The 14,894-nt window shown below is 50.8% G+C and carries 12 protein-coding genes; 3 read left to right on the top strand and 9 right to left on the bottom strand.

All coding sequences use genetic code 11. The features are described from left to right. Window positions 1–140 precede the first annotated feature (140 nt). On the bottom strand, window positions 141–410 hold the full coding sequence (locus tag ICL55_RS15260) for a hypothetical protein (RefSeq protein WP_169228178.1): 270 nt from the start codon (window positions 408–410) through the stop codon (window positions 141–143). Between the two features lie 453 nt (window positions 411–863). Here ICL55_RS15260 and ICL55_RS15255 point away from each other — a divergent pair, with 453 nt between their 5' ends. Beyond that, window positions 864–1,472, top strand: coding sequence for a hypothetical protein (locus tag ICL55_RS15255; RefSeq protein ID WP_188098716.1), 609 nt, complete (start codon window positions 864–866; stop codon window positions 1,470–1,472). A 272-nt stretch (window positions 1,473–1,744) separates the two neighbouring features. Here the strand turns inward: ICL55_RS15255 and ICL55_RS15250 are convergent, their stop codons facing one another. The 8 genes from ICL55_RS15250 to ICL55_RS15215 form a co-directional block, all read right to left on the bottom strand. Beyond that, entirely contained in the window at window positions 1,745–4,210 is a 2,466-nt protein-coding gene (locus tag ICL55_RS15250; protein WP_188098714.1) for a YfhO family protein, read from the bottom strand. A gap of 87 nt (window positions 4,211–4,297) precedes the next feature. Further along, window positions 4,298–5,836 carry a DHA2 family efflux MFS transporter permease subunit gene (locus ICL55_RS15245; protein WP_188100578.1) on the bottom strand — a complete coding sequence of 513 codons (1,539 nt, stop codon included), beginning with the start codon at window positions 5,834–5,836 and terminating at the stop codon, window positions 4,298–4,300. Window positions 5,837–5,865: 29 nt separating this feature from the next. Next, a complete protein-coding gene (locus ICL55_RS15240; RefSeq protein WP_188098711.1) occupies window positions 5,866–6,606 on the bottom strand; it encodes an SDR family oxidoreductase in 741 nt (246 codons plus the stop codon). 71 nt (window positions 6,607–6,677) lie between these two features. Then, a complete protein-coding gene (locus ICL55_RS15235) occupies window positions 6,678–7,262 on the bottom strand; it encodes a TetR/AcrR family transcriptional regulator (protein WP_188098709.1) in 585 nt (194 codons plus the stop codon). Between the two features lie 246 nt (window positions 7,263–7,508). Beyond that, entirely contained in the window at window positions 7,509–10,652 is a 3,144-nt protein-coding gene (locus tag ICL55_RS15230; protein WP_188098707.1) for an efflux RND transporter permease subunit, read from the bottom strand. Further along, complete coding sequence (locus tag ICL55_RS15225; RefSeq protein WP_188098705.1) at window positions 10,649–10,954, bottom strand: DUF190 domain-containing protein; 306 nt, start codon at window positions 10,952–10,954, stop codon at window positions 10,649–10,651. Before ICL55_RS15225 ends, ICL55_RS15230 begins: the two co-directional genes overlap by 4 nt. 10 nt (window positions 10,955–10,964) lie before the next feature. Further along, window positions 10,965–12,020 carry an efflux RND transporter periplasmic adaptor subunit gene (locus ICL55_RS15220; protein ID WP_188098704.1) on the bottom strand — a complete coding sequence of 352 codons (1,056 nt, stop codon included), beginning with the start codon at window positions 12,018–12,020 and terminating at the stop codon, window positions 10,965–10,967. Window positions 12,021–12,028: 8 nt separating this feature from the next. Beyond that, window positions 12,029–13,279, bottom strand: coding sequence for a TolC family protein (locus ICL55_RS15215; protein ID WP_188098702.1), 1,251 nt, complete (start codon window positions 13,277–13,279; stop codon window positions 12,029–12,031). Window positions 13,280–13,946: 667 nt separating this feature from the next. Here ICL55_RS15215 and ICL55_RS15210 point away from each other — a divergent pair. Further along, window positions 13,947–14,198 (top strand): hypothetical protein, encoded by a 252-nt coding sequence (locus ICL55_RS15210; protein ID WP_188098700.1) that lies wholly within the window; start codon window positions 13,947–13,949, stop codon window positions 14,196–14,198. A gap of 31 nt (window positions 14,199–14,229) precedes the next feature. After that, window positions 14,230–14,850 carry a hypothetical protein gene (locus ICL55_RS15205; RefSeq protein WP_223151463.1) on the top strand — a complete coding sequence of 207 codons (621 nt, stop codon included), beginning with the start codon at window positions 14,230–14,232 and terminating at the stop codon, window positions 14,848–14,850. Window positions 14,851–14,894: the final 44 nt, after the last annotated feature.

The raw sequence follows: 14,894 nt of genomic DNA, 5'->3' as shown, positions 1-14,894 counted from the left end.
TATTTTTTATTGCCTTGACAGTTTACAAAATTGGATTTATTGTTTATAAAATTGTATATTGTGTTTACGTTTTTGACTTTTATTCACCAAAACACGCGTCTGGATGGGGATAACCGTAAATCTGGAGGGGGACAGGAAATTTAGGAAGACTTTTTATGCATCTGGTTAAGTGCCAGTGTCATGATCACCTGTGGCGTCAACCCGAATGCTTTACCCAATAAAATACATTCTTCAATTTTTAATAACCCGGGATTCATCAGTTTTTTGTACAGGGTGGACTTGTGGATACCTACCGCCGTTCCTACGGTGGTCATTGGAATAATATCATAGATACCTCTGAGGTCCTTGATCTGACCTCCCTCTATCAGTGTGCGCACTGCCTCAAATCTGGGATCTTTTCCTTTTGCCATTTCTGAATGTTTCGAATTGGAAAATACATCTAGTGGGGTTATTCTGCTGTTTGTTATTCTAAAATTGACTGTAGTAGATATGAAATAGCATTTATAGTTTATAAAAATGACTATTTTTTTCTCAACACTTATGGTATACCAATAATCAGTCCACTGCCATATGATTTCCCTCAAATCATTACCGCAATGGAAGATCCGTTTTATGACGATCACGATGGCTCCTTTAAATGGTTCATCATTGTTTTCGTATTCTTTATGGTGCTGCTTTGGACTTTTGCCTGGATAGGCGCCGAACAATAGTTCTAAGGGTTAAACGGCTGTGAGGCGTTGTTTCTACAATCTGCCTCACCATCTCAACAAATACATAATCCATTTCAACGGCGGTGGTGTCTACCACTGCTATTTTTTTAGACAGGCAGTTTTTATCTTTGTCTGTCAAATACCCAACCGAGCATGCAGCGAAACACCGAATACGAAAGCACGTCGACCCCGGCCATGGAATGGTTTTGGGTGCCTGGATTGTTTTTTACCTTCCTGTTGGCCAATTCCGTACTAGGCATCCGGCTTCGGGAAGGGCAGTGGGACAATCCGGCCAATCTGATCGGGTCTCAGCTTGTCATTTTCGGCTGGTGCTTCCTCGTCTGGATCATCGCTGCCTTCGCGGTACAGACCGACTATATCCCCCGGTGGCTAAAGCTGGCAGGTACTTTATGCCTGGCGGCCGTCACCTCCATCATTTTTTATTACCTCTCACCTTTTGAAGATTTCCCCCTGGATGCCTACCCGCAACGTCCCTGGGGCAGGGTGCTGATCCGGTTGACCTACCGCGCATTATTGGTAGGATCGCTGATATACCCGGTGGTATATTATCTGGCGGCCGCCCGGAGACTGACGGCAGAAAAACTGAAAGTGGAAAGACAGGAACGGGCATTGCTACAGATCAGGGCCAACCAGCTGGAAGCCATGGTGGCGGAACGTACGGCTGCCCTGGAAAAAACCATTGCGCAGCTGGAACAGGCGCGGCGCCAGCTGGCGGACAACAATTCCTCCGACCAGGCATAATTGCCGTATACCCCTCTCCGTAGTAATCTGACTACAACGATTTAATATTATTGCTACAAATGTGGATGCGCGGGAGCGCTACTTTTGCTGTATTGCAGCTAAAGGCCATTCAGCCATTGTTACAGCATATTGTCTGCTATCCTGCCATACGGCTGGCAGACGATGTTCATCCCGGCAGATGGTGCTGCCTTACTGGTCTAATCGGAAATGGACAATAAACGGACAGTTTTTTAACCTCAATGGCCGGGGATAACATCCCCGGCCATACTTTTTTACTGGCGGAAACGACGCCAGCTTTCCCAGAGCAATCCCCCGGCCACCATCGCTATCAGTATCCAGGAAGAAACCGCTGCAATCTTACGGCCGGTAATGAATGTCTTCGGACGGAATTCAAACACAATGTCATGTTTCCCGGCAGGAATCTTCAACCCCCGCAGGGCGTAGTTCACCCGGATAATATCCGCTTCCTGCCGGTCGATATAAGCTTTCCAGCCTGCCGGGTAGTAGATATCGGAGAAAACAGCGAAACCGTCATGCGTATTGTGACTGCTGAAATGCAGATCGTTCAGACTGTACTTTGTCAACGTAATACCGGCACCGCTGTCCTTTACAGGCGTGAAATTGCCCACCTGCGCCTGAAAGCGGCGATCGATGACCACCGTGTCGGCCGGGTTAAAGCCGTCCATGGCGCTCATCTCTGCATCTGCATTCGGCGCCCAGTGAATACCATTTACAAACCACGCATTGCCCAGCGCCTGCGGATTGAACTGCGCTACCGGCTGACCGGTGGACGGGTCCGGCGCAATAATGTAACGCGTGTTCAGCATATTGAGTACCGCCCGGTTGTTTTTCGCAATCTGATGTTCAATCAGATCCTGATAGATCCACAGCTTGGCCGGGCTTTGGCCACCGATCGACTTATGCATATACGACGTATTGGCATCGAGGAACGGGTTGGTGGTGGCGTTCAGTACCCGGAAATACGGCGTTTTGTCCTGAAGGATTTTTTCATCTGCAGCCGTCGGTGAAATGTAGGATGCCAGCCGATCGGGATTCATAAAGCTCTCTTCGCTCATGTAGTTTTTGTCTACCTGAAACAAATCAAACAACACAACAGCCGTCATTATTACCAATGCCGGCATGGCTTTCAGCTTGTCTTTGAGATAAGCCCACATCACACCATAAGCGATGGCGATCAGTACCAGCGCGCGGATACCATCCCGCAAAAGCAGGCTGCTACGGTCTTTTCTCAATGCAGCCATCAGGGTATTGGCTGCGTCTTTACTACCCAGCATCTGCGTGTATTGTTGCAGAAAAGAGGCATCCTTAGGACCACTAAAAGAATAGATGAACGGCCCGAAAATAGCGACTCCAATAACAAGGCCGCCGGTGATGACAGTCGATTTTTGCAAGGCCTGCATCAGTTGCGCTTTGGGCAATTTGTTGTCTATCAATTCCTGCAACGCCCAACAGGCCAGCACGACAAAGCTCACCTGTACGATCACCAGCGCCATGGTAGGCGCCCTGAATTTGTTATATAACGGGAGATGATAGAACAAAAAGTTATTGAAGGCGGCAAAGTTATGGCCCCAGCTGATCACGATGGCGAAGGCCGCCACGGCTATCCACCACCATTTGTGCGGACTACGGATAATCAATAGTGACAGTACCGTTAACAAACAAATGATCACGCCCAGATACACCGGTCCGGCTGTCATGGGCTGCCCGGCCCAGTATAGCGGCCACCGGCGGCTGTTGACCAGTTGTTCTGCCTGCACGGCGGGCACGCCCATGGCTGTCAGTGCTTTGTAGGTGTGTGAGCTGACTGACAATTTCTCTGACGTGGAATTGCCCACCACGCCGGGTACGAGCATGGTAAACGTTTCTCCGGGACCGTAGCTCCACTGAAAGGCATATTCCACATCCAAACCAGGTTGGCCCTTTTGTTTGCCGCTTAGTTCAGATTCGCTGCCGCGGATAGTGTAACGGGTGTATTCTTTTAATATCAACAGGTTGTCCATATTGGGCAGTATCGCCAATACAGCCGCTACCACCAACAACGCCGAGGCTTTGAAGAACGAGGGCAATTGTTTCGCCCGAAGGGCAAAAATAAAAGTGCTGATCACCAGTCCCATCACCATGATAAGTGTGTAATAGGTGATCTGCAGGTGATTGTTATAAATAAGCAAAGTGGTGGCGATGGCTGTTAAACACGCACCAGCTATCCATTTCCCGCGATAGGTGAGGATAATGCCTGCCAGTACCGGCGCCATATAGGCCATGGCCATAACTTTGGTGATATGCCCCGTTTCCATGCTGATAATACTGAAGGTGGCAAAACCATAGGCAATGGCACCCAATATTTTTATCCAGTAACGAAAGTCGAGCACACACAAGAGCAGGTACATGCCCAGCATATTCACAAACAGCATGTCTGCCGGATTGGGCAGCCAGAGCGTGAACAGTTTGTTGAGATACCAGATGGCACTCACCGGCGGACCGGTAAAGATCACATACGTAGGCATTCCGCCAAACATGCTGTTGGTCCACATCGGTATTTCTCCGGTGTTATTATAGAAGTCCAGTGCTTCTTTTTGCATGCCCTGGTGATGCATCATGTCTGATTGAAAAAGGGCTTTGCCGTCCAGTACGGGACTGCAGAACAGCAGGGCCAGGCCCGCAAAAAGCGCTATGGCAGCCAAATGCCACCAGAGGGTTTTCATCCGGTTGTTATTCATCGTTGATTTTTTCGTACTGGCGTTAATGCCAGACGGGCGTCAAAATAACGAATTTGTGTGACCGGCGAAAATCTGTACATGATAATATTAGTGGTCCATGGCCACTACGGGAGGCGTATTCTTCTTCCGGCCGGAAGCCACCAACAGCAATGGCAACGACACCAAAAATACGAGTCCCATCACCAGAAAGGCATCGCTGAAACTGAGCAGCATTCCCTGCCGCGTGATGCTATGGTCCAGCAGTTGCACTGCCTGCTGCTGCGCATGCGACGTGGACGCTCCCTTGCTCTGGAAAAACTGCGTATAGCCGTGCAAACGGTTATACACGGCCGGATTTGAGGGATCGAGATGGCTCACCAGATCGTAACGGTGCTGGGCATTGCGTTTTGCGAGGTAGGTGTTGATCAGCGCAATGCCAAAGGAACCTCCCAGTTGCCGCATCATGTTGTTCAATGCCGCACCTTGTGGAATGTCGGCAGGCGCCAGCGATGATACGGCGAGCGTGGTAAGCGGCACTGTCATCAACGCCATGCCGAGGGCGCGCCATATCAGCGAACCGCTGATGGCTGCCGCCGTGGCGTTCTGGTTCAACTCCGACATTTGCCAGCTGAAGAGGATGAACATGCTCATGCCGGCTAATATGAGGTACAGCGGTGAAAGCCCCCGCTGTAGCAGCCGCGCACTGATCACCAGTCCACCGATGGCGAGAAAGGCGCCGGGCAACAACAACATCCCCGTTTGCAGCGGGGTAAAATAAAGCAGCCGCTGGGCAAACACCGGCGTCAGGAATACGGAGGCGAACATGCCCGTGCCCGATACAAAAGTGAGTATGGCGCCTACGCTGAGGTTTCTGCTTTTTAATACCCGCAGGTTTACTACGGGGTGGGCTATACGTAATTCCCACCAGATGAAGATGCCGATGCCCAATGTGGCTATGACGCTCAGCCAGGTGATGTAGGCTGCTTCAAACCAATCGTCCGTTTCGCCACGCTCCAGCACCGTCTGCAATGCGCTCACGCCAACGGCCAGCAGGATGATGCCGGTCCAGTCGATGCGGGCAGGCTGCGGCTGTTTGGGTGGTTCGTCCAGCAGCAGGTAACAAACAAAGGCCACGAGTATACCGATAGGCACATTGATATAAAATATCCAGGGCCAGCTGTAGAACTCTGTGATATAGCCGCCAAGCGTAGGACCGATGGTCGGCCCAACGAATACGCCTATCCCAAAAATGGCGCTGGCCACGTTCTGTTTTTCTTTCGGAAATTGCCGGAACACGATCACCTGTGATACCGATAGTAATGCGCCGCCGCCGATGCCTTGCAGGAAGCGGAAGATCACCAGCGTCCAGATATTGGTGGCCTGCCCGCACATGAACGAGAAAAAGGTGAAGGCAAGAATGGAGCCGATGTAATAGTTGCGCTGCCCCAGTCTGGCGGCGAGGAAACTGGTGATGGGGATGATGATCACGTTGGCGATGGCGTAGGCGGTGATCACCCAGGAGGTGTCTTCCAGCGTGGCGCCGAGGTTGCCGCTCATGTGCGACAAGGCCACGTTGACGATGGAAGTGTCTATCAGTTCCATGATGGCCGCGGCGATGACCGCGACCACCAGTATTTTATTTTTCATACCGATTGGTATATTTTGTGGCGAAAAAATCAGGAACGGATGGCATTGACCGTTTGCAGGGCCTGTGCCGGTGAGGTGGATTGCAGCAGTTGCCATACTTGCCGGGTTTGACCGATATGGATTTCATACTCATCATTTTTCAGCGCTTCCATAAAGCCGGCGGCTACTTCCTGCGGCGGGATACCTTTATCGCCGCCAATTTCGCGGGAGAAATCGGTATTCACCATGGGCGGCATCAGTTCAAATACGCGTATAGGCGCCACCGATACCCGCAGGGATTGGGTGTAGGAGTGGAGCGCTGCTTTGCTGGCCGCATAGGTAGGCACTGCGGTAAACGGCACCAGGGCTGTAACGGAGCTGACGTTCACGATGGCTGCTTCCGGCTGGCGCTGTAGTAATGGCAGCAGATATTCCGTCAGTTGCAGGATCGCGAGGTAGTTGGTCAGCATTTCATCTGCCGCTTTATCGATGGCGCGGGCCGTGTCTGTCAATGCGTAGGCATGTGCTTTACCGGCATTGTTGATCAGGATATTGAGTTGCGGATAGTCCTGTTGCAGCGTTTTCACCATCGCTTTTACCTGTGAGTCTTTGGTGACATCGCATACGATGGGGACCAGTCCGGGTGTGGCGGCAGCTGCCTGTTGCAGCCGCGCTTCATCTCTGCCGGTGATGATCACCTGGTTGCCCGCCGCTGATAATGCCTGTGCCAGCGCCAGTCCTATGCCGGCACTGCCACCGGTGATTAATACTGTGTTACCTGCTGTTTTCATGTTAAAATGTTTATACCGATCGGTATATTTAAAAATAAAAAAATAGCGCAATAAAAAAATTAGCCCCATGATCAGAGTTGGCCCACAAAGGTTTCGAGCGATTGCATAATAGCATTGCGGTAATGCATTTTACCGGTCAGCTTGGTGATCATGATACAGCCTTCTATCATGGCGATGATGGTAAGCGCTGCCTGTTCCGGATTGGTCTGTGAACTGAATTCTCCCTGACGGATGCCATGCGTGATATCCCGTTCGATGCTCTCTTTCCATTTGCTCACGGCTTCCGCCGCGCGCTGCTTGAGGGCAGGGTGCGTATCGTCTGCTTCCGTGGCGGTATTCAGGATAGGACAACCGCCCGTGGGGAATGGATGCTTCAGAAAATTAGTGTATACATGCACATAAGCCAGCAGCTTGCCGCGGTAGGTTTCCTGCTTCGCTTTTTCCTGCCGCACAATATCCGTCACCTGCCGGATATTGTACTCGAAAGCCGCCAGCGCCACTTCGTCTTTATTAGCGAAGTTACCATATATGCTGCCTTTCGTTAGTCCGGTAGCATTGGTCATGTCTGTCAGCGAGGTGCCGGCATATCCCTTCTCGTTGAACACAGGAGCGGTCTTTTCTACGATAAACTGTTTCGTTCTGGCTGCTTTGTTCATATTCTCCACGTTTGATGAAACAAAATTATACCATTTGGTATAAAATGAAAAATCTTTTTTGGGTAGCCGGTGGCCCGGGGCTTCAGCTCCGGGACCAAAATGAACATCCGTATGCCGCTGCGATGTGGCGGTAACTCAGGGGACTGGCGTTCGCAGGCAGTCAGACATCTCCCGAAAACCAACATACCGGGGATAAAAAAGGGCTGGCCCAAAGGCCAGCCCTTTTCCTCAATGTATTAAATCAGCTTATTCCGCAGGTTCCTGTGGTGACGGCGGTTGCGGGTGTCTTTTCTTCTCAGCCCAGTAGTACAGCGGTGGGATCACCACCGGTGTAAACAGCAGCGTGAAGGTCAGTCCACCGATGATCACCGTTGCCAGCGGCCTTTGCACGTCAGAACCGATACCGGTGCTGATGGCGGCGGGCACCAGACCAATGATGGCTACCATCAGCATCATCATAATGGCCTTGAACTGGTCTACCGCTACACGTTGCACGGAAGCGCGCAGGGTGAGGGGAGATTTGTACATCTCGCGGTTGAGCGCCGATACCAGCAACACACCGGCCATCACCGAGATACCAAAGATGGACACAAACCCTACGCCGGCAGACACGTTGAAGTGGTAGCCGCGGAGGAACAGCGCCACGATACCGCCGGCCAGGGCCACCAGTATGCAACTCATGGTCACGAAGGTGTGTTTCATGCTCTTAAACAGCATAAACAGGAATACGAACACTATTACGATGGTCAGCGGAATGGTGAGTGACAGCTGCTTGCCGGCACGTTCCAGGTTCTCGTATTGACCGCCATAGATAATATCATAGCCTTTGGGCACATGTACGCTTTTATCGATTTTTTCCTGTAACTCTTTTACAAAAGAGCCCTGGTCGCGGCCTCTTACGTTGGTACGTACCGTCACCATACGTTTGCCGTCGATACGGTAGATGTTGGTCTGCCCGTCGATGAACTGGACATCCGCCAGCTGGTCCATCGGTATCAGCGCGCCGGTGGCGGCAGGTATCTGGAGGTTACGGATGGCTTCCACCGTACTTCTGTCCTGTGGCAGGTAACGGATAACGATATCGTACCGTTTGGTGCCGTCGTATAATGTACCGATCGGTTTGCCACCGATAGCGGCTTCAATCATGGCCTGGATATCGCTGACATTGATACCGAAGCGGGCGGCGTTTTCACGGTTGATGTTGATGGCCAGCTGCGCCTGGGTGCCTTCCTGTTCGATGTTCACGGAAGCAGAGCCCTGCGTGGCTTTCACGATCGCCGCGATGCTATCGGCTTTGGGCCGCATCAGGGCGAGGTCGTCGCCCACAACGGAGATCGCCAGATCAGCAGCGCTACCGGTCACAATTTCCATTACCTGGTCAATGATCGGCTGACCGGAGTTGAAAGAGGTGCCCGGAATATTTTTTTCCAGATCGGCCTGTATACGTTTAACGAGTTCCTTTTTGGTGATGGTATCGCTCCACAGTTTGTAATCCTTCAGGCCCACGAGTATCTCGGTACGGTTGGCCGGGAAAGGGTCGGTACCATCATCGTTACGGCCGGTTTGGGTGATCACGTATTTCACCGGCGGATAGGAGGAGATCACCTTCCGGATGATGGGGGCGATCTTGGCGTTTTCCTGGATGGTTACGCCCGCAGGCATAAACGAACGCATGAAGATGGAGCCTTCATCCAGTTCAGGAAGGAATTCCGTACCCAGCTTGCCGGCGAGGCCTATCATCAGCACAATGATAATGGTGGCGATGATCACCGTTTGTCGGTGGAAGCGCAGGAAGAAATTGAGCGATCGCTGATACAGATGTTCCAGAAAATCCAATATCCTGTTGCGGTGTTCCTTCATGGGTTTGTCGGACGACAACGCTTTTTTGTAGGCATAGGAGATGAGCACCGGTATGAGCGTGAGGGCGCAGATCATAGCGCCTATCACGGCAAAAGCCAGTGTCAGGGCCATGGGAGAGAAGAGTTTGCCTTCCACGCGGGTCATCATCAAAATCGGCGTATAGGCGAGGATGATAATGGTTACGGAGAAGAATATTTCACGGCCTACTTCCTGTGCAGCAGAGAGGGTAATACCGATGATACCGCCCTGTTTCTCCTGCGGCGTAGCATTGCGATAGCGGCGTATCAGGTGTTCGGCCATCACACAGGCGCCGTCTACGATGATACCGAAGTCGATAGCACCGAGTGACAGCAGGTTGGCCGGAATGCCGGTCAGCCGCATCAGGATAAACGCAAACAGCAGGGAGAACGGGATGGTAGCAGTTACTACCAGCGCCGAACGGATGCTGCCCAGGAAAAACACCAGGATGATCACCACAATGCTGACGCCCATAAAGAGGGTATGTGCCACGGTTTCCAGGGAGTGATCGATCAGGAAGCTGCGGTCATAGAGCACGCGCAGTTTCACGCCTTCCGGCAGTTCTGTTTCCGACAGCAGGGCCAGTTTTTCCTTCAGCGCTTTCAGTGCGATACTGGGGTTTTCGCCACGGCGCAGCAGGATGATGCCTTCGGGAGAACCTACCTTGTCGATGTTTTCATCGGGCACCGCGTAGCCCATTACGCCGGAAGGCGGCGGGGGCGCGGTTTCCACAGTAGCCACATCTTTTACATATACCGGTACGCCGTTTACCGCGGTGAGCACGATGTTGCGGAGGTCTTTTTCAGACTTTACCGCACCGAGGCCTCTCACAGCGAAACCCTGGCCGCCGCGTTCGATGACGTTACCGCCGGTATTGAGGTTGTTTTTCTGTACCGCATCGATGACAGACTGCAGGGTAAGGTTGTACTTACGCAGTTTGTCCGGAGAGGTGAGAATATGAAATTGTTTGAGTGGTCCGCCGAAGTTGGTCACATCGGCAATACCGGGCACTTGCAGGATGGCCGGGCGTATCACCCAGTCCTGTAAGTCTCTCAGCTGCATGGGCGTGAAGCTGGGAGGTGCTTCCACCACGTAGCGGTAAATCTCGCCTACGGCGGTGGTGAGTGGCGCCAGTTCCGGCGTAACGCCTTCCGGCAGGGAAAGGGAAGAGAGTCTTTCTATTACCTGTTGACGGGCGAAGTAATCGTCGGTGCCGTCCTGGAAGGTGAGCTGTACTACGGAGAGACCGAAGATGGTACGGCTTCTGCGGTCGAGCACGCGGGGCACGTTGTTCAGTGCCCGTTCAATGGGAATCGTTACCTGTTGCTCCACTTCTTCAGCGGCGCGGCCATCAAAGGGCGCTACGATGATCACGTTGGTGTCGGCGATATCGGGGTAGGCTTCAATTTTCAGCTGGGTAAAACACCAGTAACCGATTACCGACAAGACCACAGCACCAATGATGACTGCCCAACGGTTACGTAAAGAGAATATCAGAATGTTACGGATCATGCTTCAAATTGATCTACGTGATGGGTAATAATAAAGCCTCCTTTGTAGGTACTCCTCAGCAGTGTCAGCACTTCGCGCACTTTTTCATCTTCATCTATGAGGGTGATCATCATGGGAGGTTCGTCAAAAGAAAAGATTTCATCCGGGCGTTTCATGCGCTGGTTGATGCCGAAGCCCATGACACCGCGGTATACGGTAGCTCCTTTGACGTTGTTGTTCATCAGGAGCTGCATGATGTATTCGTACAGGGGGCGGGTACCGTACATATCATCTTTGTCGATAAAGATTTGTGCCTGTAGCATAACTGTATTTTTAGTAGCCGAATGAAATACCTTTTAACTGCATGGAGCCGTCAGTAACGACTTTGTCGCCGGGTTGCACGCCGGTGAGCACCACCATGCGATCGCCTACCTGAGCGGCGGTCAGCACTTCGCGGCGAACGAAGGTGCGGTCATCTGTTCTGACGAAAACATAGTTTTTGCCCTGCACGGTCACCACGGCGGCGCGCGGTACAGAGAGGGTGTTGCCTTCACTGACACCGAATTTAACGGTGGCATACATGCCGGCGCGGAGCTTATGCTGGATATCGGCAATGGTAATTCTCAGTTTCACCATGCGGGTGATATTGTCTACCACCTCGCCCACGTTTTCGATGACGCCGGTGAAGGTTTCACCGGGGTAGGAGTTGAACTGCAGTTTACAGCTGCTGCCTTCTTTTACTTTGGTGATCTGGTTTTCCGGCATTTCGCAGATGAGCCAGGTTTTATCGGTTTTGGCGGTTACGAGCGATTGCGGATCGAAGCCGGCCAGTTTCAGTTTGGATTCATGCTCGATGATAGATGTCTTTTCATTGGCGAGGTCTGTTTCCGCGATGGCCATGTCTGTCTGCGCGGAGATGAGTTCGGTTTTGGCATCAGACACGTCTTTGCCGGTGCCGGCGCCGTGTTCGGCGAGGTCTTTAAAGCGGTCCAGTTCTATTTGTTTCTGGGCGGCGATCGCTTTTTTCTGCCGGATGATGTTGCCTTTTTCCCGGATGTTGATGATATGTTGCAACATTTCGGTGTAGCTGGCGGTGATGTCCGGATTGTCGAACAGGACGATGTTTTGTGAGGCGTTGCCGTTGGAACGTACCACGGTGGCGGCCACGTGTGCAGGCGCCATCAGTTCGGCGTTCAGGTCGCTCTGGGTGGCTTCCTCAGTTTTGAAAAAGTGTAGGGTAAGGCTGTCGGGGGGCAGTTTAATGGTGCGTCCACTGTCTTCCACCACGGTTTTGGTGGCGGCGGCAGGCTTGTTTTCATGGTGCTGTCCGCAAGACATAGCCAGCCATGCGATGCTTGCTATCGATAAGCCAAAGGCAGTCTTTGTCATCTGTTAAATTATAGTTGATTAATCAATCCGGTTACCTGTAATAATTGTAGGTAGCTTTTACGGTAGTTGTACAGTGCGTCGTAATACATTTTCTGGGTATCAAACCAGGTCCGTTGTGCATCCAGAAAATCTATGATGGTAGTACCGCCTTTCGTATAGGCGTACTTTACTGATTGCAAAATGTTTTCTGCTTTGGGCAGGATATTTTTGTATTTGTCGACTGTTTCCCGGTTTACCTGATAGATACGCCAGGTGGATTGTACTTCGGTACCGACCTGCTGTTGCAGGGCTGACAGGGACTGCTCCGATTGTTGCAGCAGTATTTTGGATTTTTTTATTTCCCCCTGGTTGCGGCTGAAGAAAGGCAGTTCTATCGTGGCATACAGGCCGAAGTAGGGTACCCTGTTCTGGGGGTTCCAGATAAAGCCCAGTTCCGGGGAGGGTATGGCCAGTGACCGCTGCAGGGAGATATTGCTTTTCGCTGCTGAGATGGTGGCCTGTGCCTGTTGTACATCCGGGCGTTTGGCCAGGGAGAGGGAGAGGAGGCTGTCGAGCTGCTGGGTCATTTCCAGTGACATGACCGGGTCCTGATCGTCGATGGCCACGCTGTCGGTTTGACCGGTCAGCAGTTTCAGGCTTTGCAGTTCATTGCGATAGCGTTGGGTGGCGTTTTGGTATTCGATCTGGTATTGTTCCAGCAGTAGCTGGGTACGGGCCAGTTCACTGGAGCTGATCACCTGGTTTTTCAGGCGGATTTCCTGTGTTTTAACGAGGCTGTCGACGTTCTGTTTGGCTTCAAGGATCAGTTCCAGGTTGACTTTATTGTACCAGACATCGAGCCATTTGTTGCCCGTTTCGGTGAGTACGCCCCTTTCCGTGTCGGCATAGGCTTTTTCAGCGACGGACACATTTCCGGCAGCGTATTGTTGTTTGTATTTCCGTTGACCGGCCAGTTGGAACTGTTTGGTCAGCTGCCACCAGTACTGGTTGTTCTTTCCATCGAGGAACTTAGTGTCCGGCGCCCACTGACTGGAGTTGGCCATATGCAGCGTCTGGTTGTTCAAAACCGGGTTGGGCCTGAGCCGTGCCGTGACCACATCGCTTTGGGCGACGGCCGTGTTCAGTCTGGCCGGTTTAAGGAAAGGGTTGTTGTCTCTGGCGGCATGGAGTGCTCCTGGCAAGGTAAGGGTAGTCTGTGCCTCCGATATGAGAGGCAGGCCTACCGTACACGAGAAGATAAGAAAAATGGCGTAACGCATTCCTGATTTGTGCTGTTTGCTATAGATAATTACTGTTGTGTTGCGGTTTTTGTTCAATCACCGGTAATATTACCTTGCCGGTAAGGGGTTTGTTCACATGGCCAGTCTGCTAAATCGGGGGGCAAGATAGGGAATATCAAAGGATGTAAAGGAGGGATCAACCTTAAAATTCGCTTAAACAATTTAGCGGGGAACGGGAACGGATATGGGAAAATGTGCCTTTTTTTTGGGTGTAATGGTTAATCCTGTATATTTGTAAAACAACCATATTTGTAAATAATTATATTGATATTTTATCGTTTCGCTTTATATCTAATTAATTGATTAGTATTTGTTTTTACTTTTTTGTAAGTATTTATTATTAAAAATTTAAAAAGCGTTACGAATGGAAAGACCACAAAACAAGTATTTCAGGGCAATAGCCGGGCACTTTCAGCCGATCGAAGCGATGTTCAAAAAACAAATCGCCACCCTTACGACAGAGGTTTGGCCAATACCGGAAAGATGCCGGGGTATGTCCTTTAATAGTTCGCCCCGGGGCTAAGGCAGCAATAGGTAATTATTCTCTCTAAGTATTTTTTAAATCCCCCATATCTCTCACAACATGCAGGATGAGGGTGGATTTGTATTTCCTGTAAGCATTTTTATAACTATTTAAAAAATTGTTATGATAGAAAGACCCAAATATCGATATGTAGGAAGCCCTGGTGAGCATTTCGAGCAAGTGATGGAAATGCTGGAAGAGGAAACGAAGCGCATCGCCACGCTTACAAAGGAAGAAAAAAAGCAATATCTGATTGATGCAGGAGTATATCACTTATTAGTTCGCCCTAAAAAGAGAATTCCCTGGCGTAAAAAGAGCACGCGACGAAAAGCGAAGGATGTAGCCAAATTAATGAGACTTAAACGACATAAATAATTTTTTGTACCCTAAAACCATTGTTTGAAAAATGACCCGAATAATCTCCGATTCGATGTACGCCGCCGTGCCCGGATTAATCATCGGCTTTCACGGTTGTGAACGCTCTTTACGGGACGATGTCATCACTGAAAGAAAAAAACTTCGTCCCAGTACGGGAAAGTACGAATGGCTGGGACATGGAATTTACTTCTGGCAAAGTAACTATCAACGAGCCCTGGAATTTGTGACCCATCCGCCAGATGGAAGAAAAATAATACATCCAGCTGTATTGGGAGCAGTTATCAGTTTGGACTATTGTTTGGATTTAACTGATGCCAGGGGAATTAAAGCTGTCGGCTACTCCTTTACGATGTTGGAAGCCTCCCTTGAAGATGGAGATGTACTACCGCATAATAGGAATAGGCGTAGCGCCGACAATCTAAAGGATAAGGTAATTCGCGAACTAGACTGCCAGGTTATTGAATCGTTGCATGAAGGGATGCGCCGGAAGGGAGTAAAACCCTACGACTCTGTCAGAGGCGTTTTCATCGAAGGCACCCCGATCTACGAAGACGCCGGCTTCTTCGACAAAACCCACATCCAGATTTGTATCCGCAACCCTAACTGTATTAAAGGGTATTTTATTCCGCGGGAGGAAGAGCAGTGGTGATCACGGAAAAGCCGCTGTGGTAATGTGCTACAGCGGCTTTTTTA

It is taken from the genome of Chitinophaga varians (genome assembly GCF_014529945.1).
GTDB lineage: Bacteria > Bacteroidota > Bacteroidia > Chitinophagales > Chitinophagaceae > Chitinophaga > Chitinophaga varians.
This window is presented reverse-complemented; position numbering and strand designations above follow the sequence as displayed.